Source organism: Pseudomonas sp. NPDC090233 (genome assembly GCF_044772285.1).
Classification (GTDB): domain Bacteria; phylum Pseudomonadota; class Gammaproteobacteria; order Pseudomonadales; family Pseudomonadaceae; genus Aquipseudomonas.
Genome location: NZ_JBIVYQ010000001.1, coordinates 40,372 through 60,576, shown reverse-complemented (window position 1 = coordinate 60,576; position 20,205 = coordinate 40,372). Strand labels below are relative to the sequence as shown.

Here is a 20,205-nt window from a genome sequence, read left to right as displayed (position 1 = left end):
TTCTATGGGAGAGTGGCGGAGGCTGTGATAATGGGGGCAACTACAAGGGCCCTAACATGCTGACCATCTCCAATAACGTGCATCTACCGGATGCCGACATCGAACTGACATACATCCGCGCGCAAGGCGCGGGTGGGCAGAATGTCAACAAGGTGTCCAGCGCCGTGCACCTGCGCTTCGACATCCCGGCCTCATCGCTGCCCGAATTTTACAAGGAGCGGCTGCTGGCGCTGCGCGACAGTCGCATCACCGGCGACGGCGTGTTGATCATCAAGGCTCAGCAGTATCGCACTCAGGAGCAGAACCGTGCTGACGCACTGGCGCGTCTGGCCGAGCTGATCATCTCTGCCGGCAAGACTGAGAAGAAACGCCGCCCCACCAAGCCGACCCTCGGCTCGAAAACCCGCCGCCTCGAAGGGAAAGCCAGGCGGAGCACTGTCAAGGCGGGCCGGGGGAAGGTGGAGTTCTAGTGCTGGCGGTGGGAGGCTGCGGGCATGTCTCAGTTCTGGGCTGCCAGTATCCCCTGAGTGAACGGATTAACAAATTCAATCCTGGCCTCAAAATGGGCGCATGCTACCGATTTCTGGTGGTCCCAACTGAAACGAAAAAAGGCCCCTAAGGGCCTTTTTTCTTGCCCTACCGAAATAATTCGATAAGGCCAATTTGGAGCGGGAAACGAGACTCGAACTCGCGACCCCGACCTTGGCAAGGTCGTGCTCTACCAACTGAGCTATTCCCGCGTCGTGATGGGTGCCATTCTAGCGATATCTAAAACGGCGTCAACCCCTTGATTCAAAAAAGTTTTATTTTTGCTCCGAACCTTCGCGCAGGTGTGGCCAGGCGGCCAGCAGGTAGTGCGCCATGGACCACAGGGTAAGCGCCGCAGCCACCAGCAGCAAACCATAACCCAGGATCACCCAGAAGCTCACCGCGGGTGGATTGGCCAGCAGAATCACCAGCGCCAGCATTTGCGCGGCGGTTTTCCACTTGCCGAGGTTGGACACCGCCACGTGCGCCCTCGCCCCCAGCTCGGCCATCCACTCGCGCAGCGCCGAGACGACGATTTCGCGGCCGATGATCACGGCAGCCGGCAAGGTCAGCCAGAAGTTGGCGTGCACCTGGACCAGCAGCACCAGGGCCACGGCGACCATCAACTTGTCAGCCACCGGGTCGAGGAATGCACCGAACGGCGTACTCTGCTGTAGGCGACGCGCCAGGTAGCCGTCCAGCCAGTCGGTGGCGGCGGCAATGGCGAACACCGTGCTGGCGGCCATGTAGCTCCAATGATAGGGCACATAGAACAGCAGGATGAAGATCGGAATGAGCAGGACGCGTAGAACGGTGAGCAGGTTTGGAATATTCATCGGTACGACTGGCTGCGGGTTGAGCCCGGCATTCTACTCGCTATGCAGGCTGGCATAAATCGACTCGGCAAGCTTTTTACTAATGCCCGGGGCTTTGGCGATCTCATCGATACTCGCACGGTTGAGCTCCTGCAAGCCGCCGAAATGTTTCAGCAGGTCACGGCGGCGCTTAGGCCCCACCCCGGCAACGTCTTCCAGGCTCGACACGCGGCGGGCCTTGCCGCGCCGGGCGCGGTGGCCGGTGATGGCAAAGCGGTGGGCTTCGTCGCGGATCTGCTGGATCAGGTGTAGCGCCGGGTTGTCGCCCTTGAGGGTGAATTCGTGGGCCACGTCGTTGAGGTACAGGGTCTCGAAACCGGCCTTGCGGGTCACGCCCTTGGCCACACCGAGCAGGGTCAGGTCGGTGAAAGCCAGCTCCTGCATCACATCGCGGGCCATGTTCAGCTGGCCCTTGCCACCGTCCACCAACAGCACATCGGGTAGCTTGCCCTCGCCGTCCTTGATACGCCCGTAGCGACGTGTCAGGGCCTGGTGCATGGCGGCATAGTCGTCACCGGCAGTCACACCTTCGATGTTGAAACGGCGGTAATCGGACTTGAGCGGGCCTTCCGGGCCGAACACCACGCAGCTGGCCACGGTGGCTTCGCCGCTGGAGTGGCTGATGTCGTAACACTCCAAGCGTTGCGGCACTTCGGCCAGGCCCAGCACCTCAGCCAGCGCCTCGAAGCGTGCGGCCATGTGCTGGCGGTTGGCCAGGCGCGCATTGAGCGCCTGCTCGGCATTGGTCACTGCCAGTTGCTGCCAGCGCGCACGCGTGCCACGCACCCGGTGGCTGATAGTCAGCTCGCGGCCGCGCAGGGTCTGCAACGCCTCGCTGATGGCGCTGAAGTCTTCGTGCACCACGTTGACGATCAGCTCGCCCGGCAGTTCGCGCTCGGCATTACCCAAGTAGTACTGGGACAGGAAGGCCGACATGACTTCGGCCACCTCCTCCTCGATGCCCACTTGCGGGAAAAAGTTCTTGCTGCCCAGCACCCGCCCACCGCGCACGCTGATCAGGTGCACACAAGCGCCGCCCGGGTTGACGAAGGCGGCAACCACATCGACATCGCCGGAGCCGCCTTCCATGTATTGCTGGTCCTGAACCCGGCGCAGCAAGGCGATCTGGTCGCGCAGCTCTGCGGCCTTTTCGAAGTTCAGGGCCATGGCGGCCTTTTCCATCTCGACGTTCAGTTCATTGCCCAGCTGCTGGCTGCGGCCTTCGAGGAACATCACCGAATGGCGCACGTCCTCGGCGTATTCATCGGCATCGACCAGACCAACGCACGGCCCCTTGCAGCGTTTGATCTGGTATTGCAGGCAGGGCCGGGTGCGGTTGGCGTAGTAGCTGTCTTCGCACTGGCGCACCGAGAAGGCTTTCTGCAGCAGGCTGAGGCTTTCACGGATGGCCCCGGCACTGGGATAAGGCCCGAAGTAGCGACCCTTGGCTTTTTTCGCCCCGCGATGAATCCCCAGGCGTGGGAATTGGCCGTCGGACAAAAATACATAAGGGTAGGATTTATCGTCGCGCAACAAAATGTTGTAGGGCGGCCGCCATTGCTTGATCAGGTTCTGCTCAAGCAGCAGCGCCTCGGTTTCGTTGGCGGTGATGGTGGTTTCGACCTGGGCGATACGCCCCACCAGCGCGGCGGTTTTCGGCGCCAGGCCGGTCTTGCGAAAATAGCTGGCCAGACGCTTCTTGAGGTTCTTGGCCTTGCCCACATAGAGCAACCGAGCCTCGGCGTCGAACATCCGGTAGACGCCCGGGCGACCGCTGCAGGTCGCCAGGAACGCGCTGGCATCAAAGACTTGGGACATGAGATTTTACAGGCTTGCGTCGACCATACCGTGGCGAACGGCCAGCAAGGTCAGTTCGACGTCGCTGGTGACCGAGAGTTTTTCGAAGATCCGATAACGGTAAGTATTGACGGTCTTGGGCGACAGGCACAACTTGTCGGAGATGATCTGCACTTTCTGGCAACCGACAATCATCAGGGCGATCTGGATTTCCCGCTCCGACAGCGCGTCGAATGGCGAACCTTGCGGCTGAAACGATTTTAGCGCCAGTTGCTGGGCGATCTGCGGGCTGATGTAGCGCTGGCCGGCGAACGTCAGGCGAATGGCCTGGACCATCTCGTCCAGGCCTGCGCCCTTGGTCAGATAGCCCGCCGCACCGGCTTGCATCAGGCGCGTGGGGAACGGGTCTTCCTCGCACACGGTCACCGCCACCACCTTGATGTCGGGGTAGCTGCGCAACAGTTTGCGGGTGGCTTCGAGGCCGCCAATGCCGGGCATCTTCACGTCCATCAGCACGACATCCGGCTTGAGTTCTCGGGCCAGCTTCAGCGCCGACTCGCCCGAATCCGCCTCACCCACCACCTGCAGGCCGTCGATGTCGGCGAGCATGCGTGTAATACCGGTTCGTACCAGATCGTGGTCATCGACCACTAGGACCCTAATCAAGCAGACACCTCGTCAACAGGGCGATTGGATCCCGCCACCTTAACAAAATTTTTCACGGTGGACCTAGCGTAAAACTTCCGTCAGAAACGTCTGACACTCGCGGCGCTGCGACCACGACGTTTCACGCTTGCCCCCCTCGCCCACCAGGCGCACCAACAAATGCGAAAAGGCCGCCTGGTCGGCTGCAGACAACCGCCGAAAAGCGCCAAGCACGCTGGTTTCATCGGGGGTAAGACTTGACAGCAATGCAGGCGTGCGCACCCCACTCAGTACATACAGCGCGTCCACACCTCGTGCCGCCAGCGCCGCCAGGTAATCCACCCGTGGTGTTCGCTCGCCACTTTCGTATTTACCCTGAGCATTGGGTTCGACACCGCCGATATCACCAAATACCCGCTGGGTCATGCCCAAGCGTTCTCGCTCTTCCCTGAGACGTGGACCGAGTCCATTCATGCGGCGCTGCTCCTTATTTCCTTACCGGCATCAGGCACTGCCCACGACCTTGTGGGCGATTGAAAAAAATCCACAGCCACTATGCCCCTCACCGCCCTGTGTCGCAAGCCAGCATTAAGCCATCACCGGCAGCCGCCAGTAACCCGCTGCATGCGCACAAAGCACTCATCCTCCCCCATCTCGACAAAGCCATTGCGCCGGTAAAGCTGCCGCGCCGGGTTGCTCTTGAACACCATCAGCCGCAACAACGGCAATCGCCGCTGCCCTGCCCAATCGGCCAGTTGCCCCAGCACCCAACTACCAACGCCGCGCCCACGATACTCTGGCAACAGATGCAGCTCACGGATGAACAACGCCTGGCGATCCTGGCTGAGGCTGCAAAAACCCAGCACACTTTCGCCTTCAACAATCAGCCATTGCTCCCGCCAACCCCAGGCTTGGTCGAATGCCTCTTCGATCCACAACAGGTCGAACTCGCGGTAATAGGGCAGCATTGCTCGCCGAGTGAGGTCGCGGGCGAAGGTGCGATGGTCATCAGTAGCGGGTATGAGCTTCATGTCAGCATTGTGCACCTATCAGCCAGCTCGCACTGACTGGATTTACCACTCGTCTTGAGCCTGGATAGTTCATTGACCGAGGTCACGCCCAAGTCAGGAATTGTTTCTATGCTGACAGCCTTCGGCACCTTCGCCCGACGCCCATCGGAGCCCCCATGGCAACCCCGTCACTGGCCAGCCAGCTGCCACTGGCCCAACGCGATTCCGGCCCGCAGCTGGACCACAAACCTGGACGTGCCACCCTCCTTCTGTTCTTCGGCCTGCTCATGGCCGGCATCGCCTACACCGCCTGGAGCCTGAAGCAAGACGTCAGCGCCAGCGGAACCGTGATCACCACGGTCACACCTTTCCTGCTGCTGGGCCTGGCACTGCTGATTGCCCTGGGCTTCGAGTTCGTCAATGGTTTTCACGATACCGCCAACGCCGTGGCCACAGTGATTTACACCCACGCGTTGCCGGCACCGGTGGCGGTAGTCTGGTCCGGGCTGTGCAATTTCCTCGGTGTGTTGTTTTCCAGCGGCGCGGTGGCGTTCGGCATCATCGCCTTGCTGCCGGTTGAGCTGATCCTCCAGGTGGGTTCGACAGCGGGCTTCGCCATGGTCTTCGCCCTGCTGCTGGCCGCGATCATCTGGAACCTCGGCACCTGGTGGCTGGGCCTGCCAGCATCGTCATCGCACACCTTGATCGGCTCGATCATCGGCGTCGGCGTGGCCAACGCGTTGATGCACGGGCGTGACGGCACCAGTGGAGTGGATTGGGGCCAGGCCAGCAAAGTCGGCTATGCGTTGCTGTTTTCGCCGCTGATCGGTTTCGCCTGCGCGGCCTTGTTGCTGCTTGCGCTGCGCGCGCTGGTCAAGCGCAAGGAGCTCTACCAGGCGCCAGAAGGCCAGACGCCGCCACCGTGGTGGATCCGTGGCGTGCTGATATTGACCTGCACCGGCGTTTCCTTCGCCCACGGCTCCAACGATGGGCAAAAAGGCATGGGGCTGATCATGCTTATCCTGGTCGGCACCTTGCCGATGGCCTATGCGTTGAACAAGACCATGCCCAGCGAGCAGGCGCTGCAATTTTCCGCCGTCGCCGAGGTGACCCGCCAGGCACTGGTGCGCAGTGACCCACATTCACTACCCGCTGACCCACGCCAGGTATTGACCCTGTTCATCACCGAACCCAAGGCTGATCCTCAATTGGTGCCAGCGCTTGCCGCGCTCACCGGCATGATCGGCGAAGAGGTCAAAGGCTATGGCTCGCTCAAGCGCGTACCGGCCGAAGCCATGGCCAATGTGCGCAATGACATGTACCTGACCAGCGAAGCGATCCGCCTGATCGAAAAGCACCAGCTGGTGGCCTTCGACGCCGACACCCTTAGGCATGTACAGCTGTTCAAGACCCAACTGGACGACGCCACGCGCTACATACCGCTTTGGGTAAAGGTGGCGGTGGCAATTGCCCTGGGCCTAGGGACCATGGTCGGCTGGCGACGCATCGTGGTGACGGTGGGCGAGAAAATCGGCAAGACTCACCTGAGCTACGCCCAGGGCGCATCGGCTGAAGTGGTCGCGATGTGCACCATTGGCGCGGCGGACATGTTCGGGGTACCGGTGTCGACCACCCATGTACTGAGTTCGGGCGTGGCCGGAACCATGGTCGCCAGCGGTTCGGGGATCCAGAAGCGCACGCTGATCAACCTGCTGATGGCGTGGGTGCTGACCTTGCCAGCGGCAATGCTGCTGGCGGGTAGCCTGTACTGGGTTCTGAATCAGATTTTCTAGCCTGAAATAAAGAACCCGTGGGAGCGGCTTCAGCCGCGAACCAAACGACGCGGTGGATGGCACCGGCATTGCCGGTGTTCGGGGCTGAAGCCGCTCCTACAGGTTTAATGCTGGCCTTACCCAGGAATTTTCAGCCCACGTTGAACGGCTGGCCGTTCGAGGAACTTCGCCAGCACGCGCTGCACTTCCTTGAATTCATCGAACCCAACCAGCTCGCGCGCGTTATAGCGCTCCACCAGGTTACGCACCCAGGGGAAGATAGCGATATCAGCGATGCTGTACTCATCGACCATCCACTCCCGCCCATGCAGATGCCGGTCCAGCACACCCAGCAGGCGCTTGGACTCGTTGACGTAGCGATCGCGCGGGCGCTTGTCTTCGTATTCCTTGCCCGCGAAAAAGTGGAAAAAACCGACCTGGCCGAACATTGGGCCGATGCCGCCCATCTGGAACATCAGCCACTGGAGGGTCTGGTAACGGATAGCCGGATCCTGGCTAAGCAGTTGCCCGCTCTTTTCCGCCAGGTACTGAAGAATCGCGCCCGACTCGAACAGCGGCAGCGGCTGGCCAGCGGGGCCATCGGGGTCGAGAATCGCCGGAATCTTGTTGTTGGCACTAAGCGAAATGAATTCGGGACTCAACTGGTCGTCGCTGTCGAAGCTGACCTTGTGCGGCTCGTACGCCAGGCCGATCTCTTCCAGCATGATCGACACCTTGACGCCATTGGGCGTGGGCAGCGAGTAAAGCTGCAGGCGCTCGGGGTATTGCGCCGGCCACTTGCGGGTGATGGGGAATGCGCTCAGATCGGTCATGCTCAGGCCCTGGAAGAGTGAAAGTGACCACTCTAGGGACAATGCCGCGATTTGACCATCACGACCGAAGGCACGGCTTGGCGCCGCGCCCTGGTTAAGATAAGAAGCGCGGTGTCACGGCCTCGGCGCCTTGCGAAATGATCACTTCGACTCGGCGGTTGAGCTGGCGCGACTGCGCGTCGCTGTTGCTGGCCACCGGATACTCTTTGCCGTAACCCGCGCTGGCAATGCGCTCGGCTGCTACACCCTGGCGGCGCAGGGCATTGGCCACCGAAGCGGCTCGGCGCTCGGACAGTTGCTGATTGAAGGCATCGCTGCCGGTCGAATCGGTAAAGCCTTCGACCAGTACCTTGCGCTCTGGATTGGCCCGCAGGTAGTCCGCCAGTTGCTGGATGTTACGGTGGTTTCCACCGCGCAATTCAGCGCGCCCAGTGTCGAACAGCACGTCACCGAAGGTCACCACCATGCCACGGTCTGTCTGCTTGGCCTTGAGCGATTGCAGCGCCTTGAGCTGGGCAGTACGTACGTCCAGGCGGGCCTGGGTGCGCTGCGCCTCGATGCCTTGCAGGCCCTTTTCTGCCTGGCGCAGCAGGATAGTCTGCTCGGCTGTCTCGATCTTGCGCTGGGCCAGGTAGGCCAAGTGTTCGACCTCGGCCGATTTGCGATCCTTCAGCGAGGCGCCTTCTGCCTTGCCCAGGGCGGTGTAGGCCTCCTGGGTTTCCAGGGCGGCGATGCGGGCGGATTCCGGTTTTCTTTGCAACAGCGAGTAAGACTCACGGGCTTCGAGCAGTTTGGCGTTTTCCGGCGTCGTGCTGCAGCCGGCCAACAGCAAGCCAAGCACAGATACGGTGGGCAGCAAGTAGAGTTTCGACATGTTCGGCGCCTTTATTGAGTGACGTTGGCAGGGTTGCTTTCAGGTGCTTCGAGCAGTTCCTGCCTGAGCACTTCAATGCCCTTGCGGGCGATTTCCAACTGCTCGTGATTCTTGCGCGCCAGCGCCTTGCGCTCGGCCAGGCGGGCATCGGCTTCGGCCAGTTCGGCCAGGCTGCGGGCCTGCTTCAGGTCCTTCTGGCCGAGAGCGCGGTCCATGGCGCTGAGCTTGTCCTGGGCCGCGCGCATTTCGACCGGCGCGTACTGAGTGGCATCGGCCGACACGGCACGATTGATTGCGCTGCGGGTCAGTTCGATCTGCTCGCTGGGCACGACAGCGCTTGCGCAGCCGCCGAGCAGCAACAGCAAGCCTGCGGTGGACAGGGCTTTGGTAGTGAATCTGGCACGCATGAAGGATCTCCTTGAATGCGCCTGCTACAGGCCGGGCACACCGCTACCGCCGTGTCCGGAAAGCCTTTGCAGAGGGGGTGGGATTGAACCAGGATGTTCGCGAGAATCCCGGCCGCGTCAGGGGGCCGGGAGAGGGTCAGGTTTGCTGGGAAAGATGAACATCCTGGAGCGTCTCGTAGTGAAAGCGCTGCCAGACTAGTGCGAGGGAGGTTGTGCACCTATAGGACGTTTCCCATGAGGCGCATGGGAATTATCTACAATCTTCAGCGATCAGGGCACGCAATCAGCCTTGACCATGGGCCTTGAGTTTGAGCTTCTCGGTGTCCACCCGGACGAATACCGAATCGGCGCTGACAGTGAGTACATCCCCCGCCCAGACCTCGCACAGCACGCGGGTCTTACGCCCCACCTCGCCCTCCACACGCGCCTTGAGCAACAGCTCGACGCCCATGGGGGTGGGCTTGAGATAGTTCAGGCCAAGGCTGCCGGTCACACAATCGATGCGCGGCAGACTGCCTGCTTCACGGCCTTCGGCCCGGTAGTGGTAGGCCATGGCAGTCCAGTTGGAATGGCAGTCGACCAGCATGGCCAACAGGCCGCCGTAGACCAGGCCGGGCCAGCCGGTGAAGGTGCTGTCTGGCGAATGGCGACACAGCAGGTGAATACCGTCGGCATCCCAGTGGCTTTGCACATGCAGGCCGCTGGGGTGGGCGCAGCCGCAGCCATAGCAGATGCCGTCGGCGGCGGCCAGGGCCTGCAGCGAGAGAGCTTGTTCGTTCATACGCTTCCTGTGCTTGTTGGAATGGGGCGCAATGCGCCCCCAAGGATCACGCAGTCTGCACAACCACTTTAGCGCGTCGCTGGGTCAGCGAGACCAGCAGGATGAACAGGGTCACACCGGCAGTCATCAGCGTCTCGTAGCGGTAGGCGTCGCTGAACAGCATATACCCCAGGACCATCACGATGGTGCCGATCACCAGCCAGGTCAGCCACGGGAACAGCCACATCTTCAGTTCCAGCGTCCGCCCTTCACGGTCGGCACGCGCCCGCATGCGCAGTTGCGACACGGCGATCACCAGATATACCAGCAAGGCAATGGCGCCGGTGGTCGACAACAGAAAGCCAAACACCTTGCCGGGGAACACATAGTTGACCAAGCAACCGGCAAAGCCTGCCAGGGTCGAGAAGATGACCGCCACGGTTGGCACGCCAGCACCGGAAATGCGCTTGGTCATGCTCAGCGCCTGGCCCCGTGCACCGAGGGAATACAGCATCCGCGAGGCGGTATACAAACCGGAGTTCATGCAGCTGGTGACCGCCACCAGTACCACCAGGTCGACCAGCAGCTTGGCGCCTGGCACGTTGAGCACTTCCAGCACGCGCTGGAACGAGCCCACGGCCTTGAGGCCCGGATCGTTCCAGGCCACCAGCGACACCACCAGGAAAATCGACGCCAGGTAGAAGATCGCGATGCGGTACACCACCAAGTTGGTGGCGCGGCGGATCTTGTCCTTCGGGTTGGCGGTTTCGTCGGCAGCAATGGTGACAATCTCGGCGCCGAAGAACGAGAAGATGGTGATCAACACGCCGCCCAGCACTGTGCCGAACCCATTGGGCATGAAGCCGCCGTTGTCCCACAGCCGGCTCACGCCGGACACTTCGGCGAGCGGCCAGAAGCCGAACACCGCCAGGCTGCACACCCCGATGAAGGCGATGATCGCAATCACTTTGACCAGCGCGAACCAGTACTCGAACGCACCGAAATTCTTCACGCTGACCAGGTTGGTACCCGAGAGCACGAGCATGATCAGGAAGGCGAACAACCAGGACGGCACACTTGGGAAGTATGCGTGCAGGATGTCCGCCCCGGCGATGGCCTCGACCGGAATGATGAGCACCCAAAACCACCAGTACAACCAGCCGATAGTGAAGCCTGCCCAAGGGCCGATGGCCTCGGAGGCATAAGTGGAGAACGACCCGCTGTTGGGGTTGGCGATGGCCATCTCGCCAAGCATGCGCATCACCAGCAGCACCAACAGCCCGGTCATGGCATAGGAAATCAGAATGGCCGGGCCAGCCGTGGCAATGGCGTTGGAGGAACCAATGAACAGGCCGGCGCCGATGATGCCGGCGATGGAGATCATGGACACCTGACGGGAGGTCAGGCCGTGCTGCAGGGAACGCTGTTTGTTGTTTTCTAGCGAAGCCATGGAGAACCCTCGAATGGGTCGGCCGCCGCGTGGGCGGCTGAAAAGTTGGAGCAGAATTCTTGTAGTTCGTGTCGCTCGTTTTTCTTGTTGTGACGTTGCCGGCGGTGCATTTGCCTCCTCTTCGCAGTACCGGTTGTGATCGTTGATCCGGGTCAGTATTGATCTATAGGGCGAGGCCAACAAACGACCTTTTCGAAGTACATGATTCCGATATGGAATGAACTCAGAGGAATCAGCGTGGGGATTGCACCACCGTCAACACATCGCTGATTTTGGCGCCCTGAAGATCGAGAATTTATGGAATTACAGCAATCGAATAATTCGTTTGCGCATAACCCTGGGGCGAGCTTCGATAAACACAAAATCGAACAAGGTCCGCATGCCCATGAATCTGGAAAGTGTCAGCCAATCCATTGCCATCGTTCATCCGATCACGCTTTCCCATGGCCGCAATGCCGAAGTCTGGGATACCGAGGGCAAACGTTACATCGACTTCGTCGGCGGTATCGGTGTACTCAATTTGGGCCACTGCAACCCCGCCGTGGTCGAGGCCATTCAGGCCCAGGCCACACGCCTGACCCACTACGCCTTCAACGCCGCACCGCATGGGCCATACCTGGAGTTGATGGAGCGCCTGAGCGCATTCGTCCCGGTCAGCTATGCGCTGGCCGGCATGCTCACCAACAGCGGCGCGGAAGCGGCGGAAAACGCCCTGAAAGTCGCCCGCGCCGCCACTGGCAAACGCGCCATCATCGCCTTCGATGGCGGCTTCCACGGCCGTACCCTGGCGACCCTGAACCTCAACGGCAAGGTCGCCCCCTACAAGCAACGGGTCGGTGATCTGCCGGGGCCGGTGTACCACCTGCCCTACCCCAGTGCCGACACCGGCGTCAGCTGCGAGGAGGCGTTAAAAGCCATGGACCGCCTGTTCAGCGTCGAGCTGGCAGTGGAAGACGTGGCGGCGTTCATCTTCGAGCCGGTGCAGGGCGAAGGCGGCTTCCTCGCCCTCGACCCGGCATTCGCCCAGGCCCTGCGCCGCTTCTGCGACGAGCGCGGGATCTTGATCATCATCGACGAAATCCAGTCCGGCTTCGGCCGTACCGGCCAACGCTTCGCCTTCACGCGCCTGGGGATCGAGCCGGACCTGCTGCTGCTGGGGAAAAGCATTGCGGGCGGCATGCCGCTCGGCGCCGTTGTCGGACGCAAGGAACTGATGGCGGCGCTACCCAAGGGCGGCCTGGGGGGCACGTATTCCGGCAACCCGATCGCCTGTGCCGCAGCGCTGTCGAGCCTGGCGCAGATGACCGACGAGCACCTCGCCACGTGGGGCGAACGCCAGGAGCAGGCAATCGTCAGCCGCGTTCAACGCTGGCAAGGCCAGTACCCATTCATCGGGCGCCTGACCGGGGTGGGCGCGATGCGCGGCATCGAGTTCGTCAATGCCGATGGCAATCCAGCACCGGCGCAACTGGCCAAGGTGATGGACGCGGCGCGAGCCAAAGGCCTGTTGCTGATGCCCAGCGGCAAATCGCGGCACATCATTCGCCTGCTGGCACCGCTGACCATCGAAGCCGAGGTGCTCGAGGAAGGATTGGATATCCTCGCACAGTGCCTGGCGGAGTTGAACTGAGGCTTAAAGGCCCAGCTCTTCAGGGGTGAGCATGTCGGACTCGAAAGCAATCCAGCCGCCTTCGAGTTCGGCGTGGCCGTTGACGATCGGCCCGTAGTAGGTCAGGCCGTTCTCCAGGGTCACGCAGATGTGCGTGGCAGTTTTTTCTGGCGCCGCGAGCGTACCGACGAAATGCACCTTCTTCAGGGTTTCAGTCACCGCTTCGAGGCCGACGCGCATGTTGGGGTTTTCCGAGGCTTCGGTATCGCCGCCACGGTCTTCGGCGCTGACGGTCACAGTAGCGGTGTACGGGTACTTGGTGCTCAAGCGGAGTTTCCTCGGTATAAAATGCGGGCTTGCGGGCGCGTAAGAGTACGGGAGCAAGGCGCGGATGTCTCTAGCGGCCTGACCGAATCCACATGGCCTCCCCCGCCCCGATCTGTTAGGGTGCCCGCCGATGCACGCCACACCACACGAGGACACCGAGTGAGCGCCGAAGAACCCCTGATCGCCGACCTGTTCGAGGTCGACAAACGCCTGACCCTCAAGCCCGTCGTGGACTTCAACAGCTACTTGCGCAATGCCTTCGGCGAAGGTCCATGCCGCTGCCACCGCTGCAGCGAAGGCGGCGACGAAAGTACCTACAGCCACGCGCACAGCTTCACTTTCGAAGGGCGCCAATGGCACCGCCGCTTTGCCAGCACTTCCGGTAGCGATGTGGCGCAGGTGCTGAAAAAGGCCTGGCTGTCGTACACCAAGGCCGACCTCAACCTGATCGGCGCGCTGGACCTGACTACTCTCAAGACGTTCACCGACGCTGCCCTGCACGAGCGCCTGCTGGCCCTGCTGCCGGCCAGCGGCCTGGCCCGCGAAGTCGATGGCCAATGGTTGCTGCAAGCCCTGGCCGACTGACGGCCCGGTGGTAAAGCAGGATTCCCCCGCTCTGCTACCGTGGGAGAATCCGCACAGCCACAGGTAGTCCGTCATGGCCCGCACAACACCCATCGAGCTGTACCGCAATATCGGTATCGTCGCCCACGTGGACGCCGGCAAGACCACGACCACCGAGCGCATCCTGTTCTACACCGGGGTCAACCACAAGATGGGCGAGGTGCACGATGGCGCCGCGACCATGGACTGGATGGCCCAGGAGCAGGAACGCGGCATCACCATCACTTCGGCGGCGACCACGGCGTTCTGGCAAGGCTCGACCAAGCAGTTCGCCGACAAGTACCGCTTCAATATCATCGACACCCCCGGCCACGTCGACTTCACCATTGAGGTGGAGCGCTCATTGCGCGTGCTCGATGGCGCGGTGGTGGTATTCAGCGGTGCCGATGGCGTCGAGCCGCAGTCCGAAACGGTGTGGCGCCAGGCCAACAAGTACCATGTACCGCGCCTGGCCTACATCAACAAGATGGACCGCCAGGGCGCCGACTTCCTGCGCGTGGTCAAGCAGATCGACAAGCGCCTGGGGCACCACCCGGTACCGATCCAGCTAGCCATCGGCAGCGAAGAAAACTTCATCGGCCAGATCGACCTGGTGAAGATGAAGGCCATCTACTGGAACGATGCCGACAACGGCACCAGCTACCGCGAGGAAGAGATCCCCGCCGAGCTCAAGGCGCTGGCCGACGAATGGCGCGCGCACATGATCGAGGCCGCCGCCGAGGCCAATGATGAACTGACCATGAAGTTTCTCGACGGCGAGGAACTGAGCATCGACGAAATCAAGGCAGCCCTGCGCCAGCGCACCATCGCCAACGAGATCGTGCCGACCATCCTTGGCTCATCGTTCAAGAACAAGGGCGTGCCCCTGATGCTCGATGCGGTCATCGACTACCTGCCCGCGCCGTCGGAAATCCCGGCAATCAAAGGCACCGACCCGGACGATGAAGAAAAGCACCTGGAGCGCCACGCCGACGACAAGGAACCGTTCTCGGCCCTGGCCTTCAAGATCGCCACTGACCCGTTCGTCGGCACCCTGACCTTTGCCCGCGTTTACTCCGGCGTGCTCAGCTCCGGCAATGCCGTGCTCAACTCGGTCAAGGGCAAGAAGGAACGCATCGGCCGCATGGTGCAGATGCACGCCAACCAGCGCGCCGAGATCAAAGACGTGTGTGCCGGCGACATCGCTGCACTGATCGGCATGAAGGATGTGACCACCGGCGACACCCTGTGCGATATCGACAAACCGATCATCCTGGAGCGCATGGACTTCCCCGACCCGGTGATTTCCGTGGCCGTTGAGCCGAAGACCAAGGCCGACCAGGAGAAAATGGGCATCGCACTCAGCAAGCTGGCCCAGGAAGATCCCTCGTTCCGCGTGCGAACCGACGAGGAAACCGCCCAGACCATCATCTCCGGCATGGGCGAGCTGCACCTGGACATCATCGTCGACCGCATGCGCCGCGAATTTAATGTCGAGGCCAATATCGGCAAGCCACAAGTGGCCTACCGCGAGAAGATCCGCAACACCTGCGAGATCGAGGGCCGCTTTGTTCGCCAGTCCGGCGGGCGGGGCCAATACGGCCACTGCTGGATCCGCTTTGCGCCCGGCGATGAGGGCAAGGAAGGCTTGGAATTCATCAACGAAATCGTCGGTGGCGTGGTGCCGCGCGAGTACATCCCGGCGATTCAGAAGGGCATTGAGGAACAGATGAAGAACGGCGTGCTCGCCGGCTATCCGCTGATCAACCTGAAGGCGGCCGTGTTCGACGGTTCGTACCACGACGTCGACTCCAACGAAATGGCCTACAAGATTGCCGCCTCGATGGCCACCAAGCAGTTGTCGCAGAAAGGCGGCGCGGTGTTGCTGGAACCGGTGATGAAGGTCGAGGTGGTCACGCCCGAGGAGTACCAGGGCGACATCATGGGCGACCTGAGCCGGCGCCGCGGGATGATTCAGGATGGCGACGAAACGCCCGCCGGCAAGGTAATCCGCGCTGAAGTGCCGCTGGGTGAGATGTTCGGCTATGCCACCTCGATGCGCTCGATGACCCAGGGGCGGGCCAGCTACACCATGGAGTTCACCCGCTATGCCGAGGCGCCGGCGAGCATTGCCGATGGCATTGTGAAGAAGAATCGCGGGGAGTGAATCTTTCGCCTGTCCCGGCCTCATCGCGGCTAAAGCCGCTCCTACAAGGGTTATGCGATCCCTGTAGGAGCGGCTTTAGCCGCGAAGAGGCCGGCACATTCAGCACCTCATTTCAGTGCTGCTCACCCGCCCGCTTCAACAGCTTCTTGCACCGCTCCGACAAATGCACCACGCGCAAATGCTTGCCCGCCTTGGCATACCGCTCACGCAAAGTCGTCAGCGCCGCAATCGCCGAATAATCGACAAAGCTCACATGCTGGCAATCCAGCGTAACCTTGGCCGGATCATTGGCTGGGTCGAACTGGTTGAGAAACGGCGTGACCGAAGCAAAGAACAACGTGCCATGCACCTGGTAATGCTTCACACCCTCCCCGTCCTCATGGCTATCGGCATACAGCTCTCGCGCATGCTGCCAGGCAAAGTTCACCGCCGCGATGACGATGCCGAACAGCACCGCCGTGGCCAGGTCGGTAAACACCGTGACCACGGTTACCGCGATGATCGCCAGCACATCGCTCACCGGCACTTTGTTCAGCACCCGCAGGGACGCCCAGGCGAAGGTCTGCTGGGCAACCACGAACATCACCCCGACCAGCGCCGCCAGCGGAATACGCTCGATCAGCGGCGACAGGAACAGCACGAACAGCAGGATCATCACCCCCGCCACCACGCCAGAGAGCCGCCCCCGGCCGTTGGAGCTCAGGTTGATCACGGTCTGGCCGATCATCGCGCAACCGCCCATGCCGCCACACAGGCCCGAGACCATGTTGGCAGCGCCCAAGGCCACGCATTCGCGGTCCGGATAGCCGCGGCTTTCGGTGATTTCGTCGGTGAGATTGAGGGTCAGCAGGGTTTCCAGCAGCCCGACCATGGCCATCAGCAGCGCATAGGGGGCGATGATTTTCAGGGTTTCCAGGTTCCAGGGTACATCGGGCCAGGCCAGCGTCGGCAGGCCACCGGCGATGTGCGCCATGTCGCCAAGGGTACGGGTCGGCAGATCGAGGAGATAAACCAGCAGGCCGACACCGAGAATCGCCACCAGCGCTGGCGGCACCGCACGGGTCAGCTTCGGCAACACGTAGACCACCAGCATGGTCAGCGCCACCAAGCCGATCATCAGGTACAGCGGGATGCCGCTGAGCCAGTGCTCGCCCTGCTTGAAGTGCTCCAGTTGTGCCAACGCAATGACGATCGCCAGGCCGTTGACGAAGCCAAGCATCACCGGGTACGGCACCAGCCGCACCAATTTGCCAAGGCGCAGCAGGCCGAACAGGATCATCACCACACCGCCGAGCAGCACCGTCGCCAATAGATATTGCGCGCCGTGCTGCACCACCAGGGCGACGATCACCACCGCCATCGAGCCGGCAGCACCGGAGATCATGCCCGGGCGGCCACCGAACAGCGCGGTCAGGGTACAGATGATGAAAGCGCCGTACAGGCCCATCAACGGATTGAGGTGGGCCACCAGGGCAAACGCGATGCACTCAGGCACCAGGGCGAAGGAAGTGGTCAGGCCGGCGAGCAGATCGGCGCGAATTCGGGCGGGTTTCATCGAAATCCTACAGGGACGGCAAAAATCGTGGAGCGCGATGTTACGGAATTTGTCTGACAGCGGCCACCGCCCACGCGTTTGCGATCCTGCCCTGAACACGATCTTGAGTGCACGGCACAACGGAGCGGACATGAAAATATCCCTAATTATCTCGCTGACTATAATTTGTAGCTAGCCAGATAATGCTTGGGTTAATGGCAGCCGTTGATGCGGGTCCAGCACAATCTGGACAAGTTTGTCATCATGGCAATTTCACCTGCGGAGATCATGGACATGCCGCTACGCCCCCTTTTCGCCTCGCTGCTGCTGGCCGCGAGCCTGACTGCCCAAGCTGCCACCGAAGTGTTGCCCTTGCAGTACCGCAGCAGCGCCGAACTGCTGCCCGCCGCACAGTCCTTCATCGGCAAGGACGGCAGCGTTAATGCTTTCGAGAACAAGCTGATCGTCAACGCCCCTCCCGAACGCATCGACGACCTTCGCGCACTGCTTCAACAACTGGACACCGCACCCAAGCGCCTGTTGATCAGCGTCGACAACAACGACAGCAACTATCAGGACAACCGCGGCAACGCGCACATCATCCATTACGGCACCAGCAACCGTGACGGCGGCCTGCAGCAGGTTCAGGCCAGTGAAGGCCAGCCGGCACTGATCCAGGTCGGCCAGAGCATCCCGATTACCAGTACCAGCACCGACGGCTACGGGCGCATCCAAAGCGACACCGAGTACCGCAATGTGACCCAAGGCTTCTACGTCACCCCAAGCCTGAGCGGCGAAACGGTTCGTCTGCAAATAAGCACGAATAATGACCGAATGAGCCAGGAACGTGCTGATGTAGTAAAAGTGCAAAGTACCGACACGACTGTCACCGGCAGGCTCGGTGAGTGGATCACCCTGGCAGGTTTCAATCAACAAAGTCAGGCCGAGCGCAGCCCGTCAAGTCGCACATACAGCACCCAACGGGGTGAAAACATGACTTTACGTGTCAAAGTCGACCTTCTCGACTGATCCCTGGCAATTCAAGGCCTCGACCAAAGGCCTTGAATATGACCGCCAAGTCGCATTAGACCAAAGATGTAGTAAGCAGAAAAAAGCACTACAAAACATTTGACAGGCCGTTTTTGGCAAGGGCATGATGGCCTCGCTCCCGCTAATCAGGGGCCCTGGCAAGGGCCTTCGAGGCGCACTCCTACCACCCTTGGAGGCACCTCGTGTCTATACGGCCCACAAGGCGGTTCGATGGGATTGCGACTGCAACGAAGAAGTTGTCCCGAGGGACGGAAGCGCATCACCGCAGCAATGGCAATCGCGTAGCACTGCAGCAAGGCATCCACGAGCCAACCTGCCGGAGCACCGCCTCGCCTGCCCTGCACCTCCTTCCCCTTCGAGCCTTCGCGTTCGCCGCCGCACTCCCTCGGACAGGACAGCCGCCAGGCCCCCTGATTCGCTTCGTGAGCATCAGCACAATTACCCCAAGATCGATGCGACGAGGTTTATTTCCATGGCACTGACACGCGAACAGCAAATTGCAGCCCTCGAGAAAGACTGGGCCGAAAACCCGCGCTGGAAAGGCGTGACCCGTACCTACACCGCCGCCGATGTCGTTCGCCTGCGTGGCTCCCTGCAGCCAGAGCACACCCTTGCCCGCCTGGGCGCAGAAAAACTGTGGAAGCTGGTCACCGAAGGTGCACACCCGTCCTTCCGCCCTGAAAAAGATTTCGTCAACTGCATGGGCGCCCTGACCGGTGGCCAGGCAGTGCAGCAGGTAAAGGCCGGCATCCAGGCCATCTACCTGTCTGGCTGGCAGGTGGCCGCCGACAACAACTCGGCCGAGTCCATGTACCCAGACCAGTCGCTGTACCCGGTCGACTCGGTACCGACCGTGGTCAAGCGCATCAATAACTCGTTCCGCCGCGCCGACCAGATTCAATGGAAAGCGGGCAAGAACCCAGGCGATGAAGGCTACATCGACTACTTCGCGCCGATCGTGGCTGACGCTGAAGCCGGCTTCGGCGGCGTCCTGAACGCCTACGAACTGATGAAGAACATGATCGAAGCAGGCGCCGCCGGCGTGCACTTCGAAGATCAGCTGGCCTCGGTGAAAAAATGCGGCCACATGGGCGGCAAGGTGTTGGTACCGACTCAGGAAGCCGTACAGAAGCTGGTGGCAGCGCGCCTGGCTGCCGACGTTTCGGGCGTACCAACCATCATTCTGGCCCGTACCGACGCCAACGCCGCCGACCTGCTGACCAGCGACTGCGACCCGTACGATCAGCCGTTCGTGATCGGTGAGCGTACCCGTGAAGGCTTCTACAAAGTGCGCGCTGGCCTCGACCAGGCCATCGCCCGCGGCCTGGCCTACGCACCGTACGCCGACCTGATCTGGTGCGAAACCGCCAAGCCGGACCTGGACGAAGCCCGCCGCTTCGCCGAAGCGATCAAGAAGGAATACCCGGACCAACTGCTGTCGTACAACTGCTCGCCTTCCTTCAACTGGAAGAAGAACCTGGATGACGCGACCATCGCCAAATTCCAGCGCGAGCTGTCGGCAATGGGCTACAAGCACCAGTTCATCACCCTGGCCGGCATCCACAACATGTGGCACGGCATGTTCAACCTGGCGCACGACTACGCCCGCAACGACATGACCGCCTATGTGAAGCTGCAGGAGCAGGAATTCGCTGATGCGAGCAAGGGTTACACCTTCGTAGCGCACCAGCAGGAAGTGGGCACTGGGTACTTCGATGACATGACCACTGTGATTCAGGGTGGGGCTTCGTCGGTGACCGCGCTGACTGGGTCGACCGAGGAAGAGCAGTTCCACTGATTGGGTAGGTGGTGAATGAGGCCCGGGGCTTGCGAGAGCCCCGGGCTTTTTTGTGCCTGTCACAAAAGCTTCAGCGCCCATGAGACCGAGCGCCGCGCGGGCGGCGCTCGATCTCCAGAGCGCTGAAAATATCATGACGATCACCTCTGAGGCTCACCTCAATCCA

Annotated in this window: 19 protein-coding genes and 1 tRNA gene; 7 read left to right on the top strand and 13 right to left on the bottom strand. The window is 61.4% G+C overall.

Annotation, left to right across the window (positions count from 1 at the left end; genetic code table 11):
• Positions 1–56 precede the first annotated feature (56 nt).
• Positions 57–470, top strand: coding sequence for an alternative ribosome rescue aminoacyl-tRNA hydrolase ArfB (gene arfB, locus ACIQUF_RS00295; protein WP_403126674.1), 414 nt, complete (start codon positions 57–59; stop codon positions 468–470).
• A 194-nt stretch (positions 471–664) separates the two neighbouring features.
• Here the strand turns inward: arfB and ACIQUF_RS00290 are convergent.
• The 6 genes from ACIQUF_RS00290 to ACIQUF_RS00265 all read right to left on the bottom strand — a co-directional run bounded on the left by ACIQUF_RS00290 (position 665) and on the right by ACIQUF_RS00265 (position 4,876).
• Positions 665–740 (bottom strand) — tRNA-Gly (locus tag ACIQUF_RS00290).
• Between the two features lie 63 nt (positions 741–803).
• Positions 804–1,364, bottom strand: coding sequence for a CDP-diacylglycerol--glycerol-3-phosphate 3-phosphatidyltransferase (pgsA, locus tag ACIQUF_RS00285; protein ID WP_274909763.1), 561 nt, complete (start codon positions 1,362–1,364; stop codon positions 804–806).
• Between the two features lie 33 nt (positions 1,365–1,397).
• Positions 1,398–3,221 (bottom strand): excinuclease ABC subunit UvrC, encoded by a 1,824-nt coding sequence (gene uvrC, locus ACIQUF_RS00280; RefSeq protein WP_403126670.1) that lies wholly within the window; start codon positions 3,219–3,221, stop codon positions 1,398–1,400.
• A gap of 6 nt (positions 3,222–3,227) precedes the next feature.
• Positions 3,228–3,866 carry a UvrY/SirA/GacA family response regulator transcription factor gene (gene uvrY, locus ACIQUF_RS00275; RefSeq protein ID WP_403126667.1) on the bottom strand — a complete coding sequence of 213 codons (639 nt, stop codon included), beginning with the start codon at positions 3,864–3,866 and terminating at the stop codon, positions 3,228–3,230.
• A gap of 63 nt (positions 3,867–3,929) precedes the next feature.
• Positions 3,930–4,319, bottom strand: coding sequence for a helix-turn-helix domain-containing protein (locus tag ACIQUF_RS00270; protein ID WP_403126664.1), 390 nt, complete (start codon positions 4,317–4,319; stop codon positions 3,930–3,932).
• Between the two features lie 122 nt (positions 4,320–4,441).
• Positions 4,442–4,876, bottom strand: a complete 435-nt coding sequence (locus ACIQUF_RS00265) for a GNAT family N-acetyltransferase (protein ID WP_403126661.1) — start codon at positions 4,874–4,876, stop codon at positions 4,442–4,444.
• Positions 4,877–5,031: 155 nt separating this feature from the next.
• Here ACIQUF_RS00265 and ACIQUF_RS00260 point away from each other — a divergent pair, with 155 nt between their 5' ends.
• Positions 5,032–6,648, top strand: a complete 1,617-nt coding sequence (locus ACIQUF_RS00260; RefSeq protein ID WP_403126660.1) for an inorganic phosphate transporter — start codon at positions 5,032–5,034, stop codon at positions 6,646–6,648.
• A 116-nt stretch (positions 6,649–6,764) separates the two neighbouring features.
• On the opposite strand, the gene ACIQUF_RS00255 is transcribed toward ACIQUF_RS00260, so the two are convergent.
• The 5 genes from ACIQUF_RS00255 to ACIQUF_RS00235 all read right to left on the bottom strand — a co-directional run bounded on the left by ACIQUF_RS00255 (position 6,765) and on the right by ACIQUF_RS00235 (position 10,951).
• Positions 6,765–7,460: a glutathione S-transferase N-terminal domain-containing protein gene (locus ACIQUF_RS00255; RefSeq protein WP_403126657.1), complete on the bottom strand. Its 696-nt coding sequence runs from the start codon at positions 7,458–7,460 to the stop codon at positions 6,765–6,767.
• A 94-nt stretch (positions 7,461–7,554) separates the two neighbouring features.
• Complete coding sequence (locus ACIQUF_RS00250) at positions 7,555–8,334, bottom strand: OmpA family protein (protein ID WP_403126654.1); 780 nt, start codon at positions 8,332–8,334, stop codon at positions 7,555–7,557.
• 11 nt (positions 8,335–8,345) lie between these two features.
• Entirely contained in the window at positions 8,346–8,741 is a 396-nt protein-coding gene (locus ACIQUF_RS00245) for a DUF4398 domain-containing protein (RefSeq protein WP_403126651.1), read from the bottom strand.
• Positions 8,742–9,024: 283 nt separating this feature from the next.
• Positions 9,025–9,522, bottom strand: coding sequence for a PaaI family thioesterase (locus ACIQUF_RS00240; protein WP_403126648.1), 498 nt, complete (start codon positions 9,520–9,522; stop codon positions 9,025–9,027).
• Positions 9,523–9,568: 46 nt separating this feature from the next.
• The gene (locus ACIQUF_RS00235) at positions 9,569–10,951 is read right to left on the bottom strand and encodes an amino acid permease (RefSeq protein WP_403126645.1); all 1,383 of its coding nucleotides are present in this window, start codon (positions 10,949–10,951) and stop codon (positions 9,569–9,571) included.
• Positions 10,952–11,336: 385 nt separating this feature from the next.
• Between ACIQUF_RS00235 and ACIQUF_RS00230 the strand changes: the two genes are divergently transcribed.
• Complete coding sequence (locus ACIQUF_RS00230; protein ID WP_403126642.1) at positions 11,337–12,581, top strand: aspartate aminotransferase family protein; 1,245 nt, start codon at positions 11,337–11,339, stop codon at positions 12,579–12,581.
• 3 nt (positions 12,582–12,584) lie between these two features.
• Here the strand turns inward: ACIQUF_RS00230 and ACIQUF_RS00225 are convergent, their stop codons facing one another.
• Positions 12,585–12,887: a hypothetical protein gene (locus ACIQUF_RS00225; RefSeq protein WP_403126640.1), complete on the bottom strand. Its 303-nt coding sequence runs from the start codon at positions 12,885–12,887 to the stop codon at positions 12,585–12,587.
• 159 nt (positions 12,888–13,046) lie between these two features.
• On the opposite strand from ACIQUF_RS00225, the gene ACIQUF_RS00220 reads away from it, so the two are divergent.
• Both ACIQUF_RS00220 and fusA read left to right on the top strand, forming a co-directional pair.
• Entirely contained in the window at positions 13,047–13,472 is a 426-nt protein-coding gene (locus ACIQUF_RS00220; protein WP_403126635.1) for a hypothetical protein, read from the top strand.
• A gap of 73 nt (positions 13,473–13,545) precedes the next feature.
• Positions 13,546–15,657, top strand: coding sequence for an elongation factor G (fusA, locus tag ACIQUF_RS00215; protein WP_403126630.1), 2,112 nt, complete (start codon positions 13,546–13,548; stop codon positions 15,655–15,657).
• A 112-nt stretch (positions 15,658–15,769) separates the two neighbouring features.
• Here fusA and ACIQUF_RS00210 read toward each other — a convergent pair whose 3' ends face one another.
• Positions 15,770–17,212 (bottom strand): SulP family inorganic anion transporter, encoded by a 1,443-nt coding sequence (locus tag ACIQUF_RS00210; protein ID WP_403126627.1) that lies wholly within the window; start codon positions 17,210–17,212, stop codon positions 15,770–15,772.
• Between the two features lie 243 nt (positions 17,213–17,455).
• On the opposite strand from ACIQUF_RS00210, the gene ACIQUF_RS00205 reads away from it, so the two are divergent.
• Complete coding sequence (locus tag ACIQUF_RS00205; RefSeq protein ID WP_403126624.1) at positions 17,456–18,220, top strand: secretin N-terminal domain-containing protein; 765 nt, start codon at positions 17,456–17,458, stop codon at positions 18,218–18,220.
• 493 nt (positions 18,221–18,713) lie between these two features.
• The gene (aceA, locus tag ACIQUF_RS00200) at positions 18,714–20,039 is read left to right on the top strand and encodes an isocitrate lyase (protein WP_012315229.1); all 1,326 of its coding nucleotides are present in this window, start codon (positions 18,714–18,716) and stop codon (positions 20,037–20,039) included.
• The last annotated feature ends 166 nt before the right edge of the window (positions 20,040–20,205 follow it).

Bases quoted from the DNA above. Each gene is read 5' to 3' on its own strand.
- ACIQUF_RS00245 (WP_403126651.1), bottom strand. From the start codon at position 8,741: ATGCGTGCCAGATTCACTACCAAAGCCCTGTCCACCGCAGGCTTGCTG.
- ACIQUF_RS00270 (WP_403126664.1), bottom strand. From the start codon at position 4,319: ATGAATGGACTCGGTCCACGTCTCAGGGAAGAGCGAGAACGCTTGGGC.
- aceA (WP_012315229.1), top strand. From the start codon at position 18,714: ATGGCACTGACACGCGAACAGCAAATTGCAGCCCTCGAGAAAGACTGG.
- ACIQUF_RS00210 (WP_403126627.1), bottom strand. From the start codon at position 17,212: ATGAAACCCGCCCGAATTCGCGCCGATCTGCTCGCCGGCCTGACCACT.
- arfB (WP_403126674.1), top strand. From the start codon at position 57: ATGCTGACCATCTCCAATAACGTGCATCTACCGGATGCCGACATCGAA.
- uvrC (WP_403126670.1), bottom strand. From the start codon at position 3,221: ATGTCCCAAGTCTTTGATGCCAGCGCGTTCCTGGCGACCTGCAGCGGT.
- ACIQUF_RS00205 (WP_403126624.1), top strand. From the start codon at position 17,456: ATGGCAATTTCACCTGCGGAGATCATGGACATGCCGCTACGCCCCCTT.
- ACIQUF_RS00240 (WP_403126648.1), bottom strand. From the start codon at position 9,522: ATGAACGAACAAGCTCTCTCGCTGCAGGCCCTGGCCGCCGCCGACGGC.
- ACIQUF_RS00260 (WP_403126660.1), top strand. From the start codon at position 5,032: ATGGCAACCCCGTCACTGGCCAGCCAGCTGCCACTGGCCCAACGCGAT.
- ACIQUF_RS00255 (WP_403126657.1), bottom strand. From the start codon at position 7,460: ATGACCGATCTGAGCGCATTCCCCATCACCCGCAAGTGGCCGGCGCAA.
- fusA (WP_403126630.1), top strand. From the start codon at position 13,546: ATGGCCCGCACAACACCCATCGAGCTGTACCGCAATATCGGTATCGTC.
- ACIQUF_RS00250 (WP_403126654.1), bottom strand. From the start codon at position 8,334: ATGTCGAAACTCTACTTGCTGCCCACCGTATCTGTGCTTGGCTTGCTG.
- pgsA (WP_274909763.1), bottom strand. From the start codon at position 1,364: ATGAATATTCCAAACCTGCTCACCGTTCTACGCGTCCTGCTCATTCCG.
- ACIQUF_RS00230 (WP_403126642.1), top strand. From the start codon at position 11,337: ATGAATCTGGAAAGTGTCAGCCAATCCATTGCCATCGTTCATCCGATC.
- ACIQUF_RS00265 (WP_403126661.1), bottom strand. From the start codon at position 4,876: ATGAAGCTCATACCCGCTACTGATGACCATCGCACCTTCGCCCGCGAC.
- ACIQUF_RS00235 (WP_403126645.1), bottom strand. From the start codon at position 10,951: ATGGCTTCGCTAGAAAACAACAAACAGCGTTCCCTGCAGCACGGCCTG.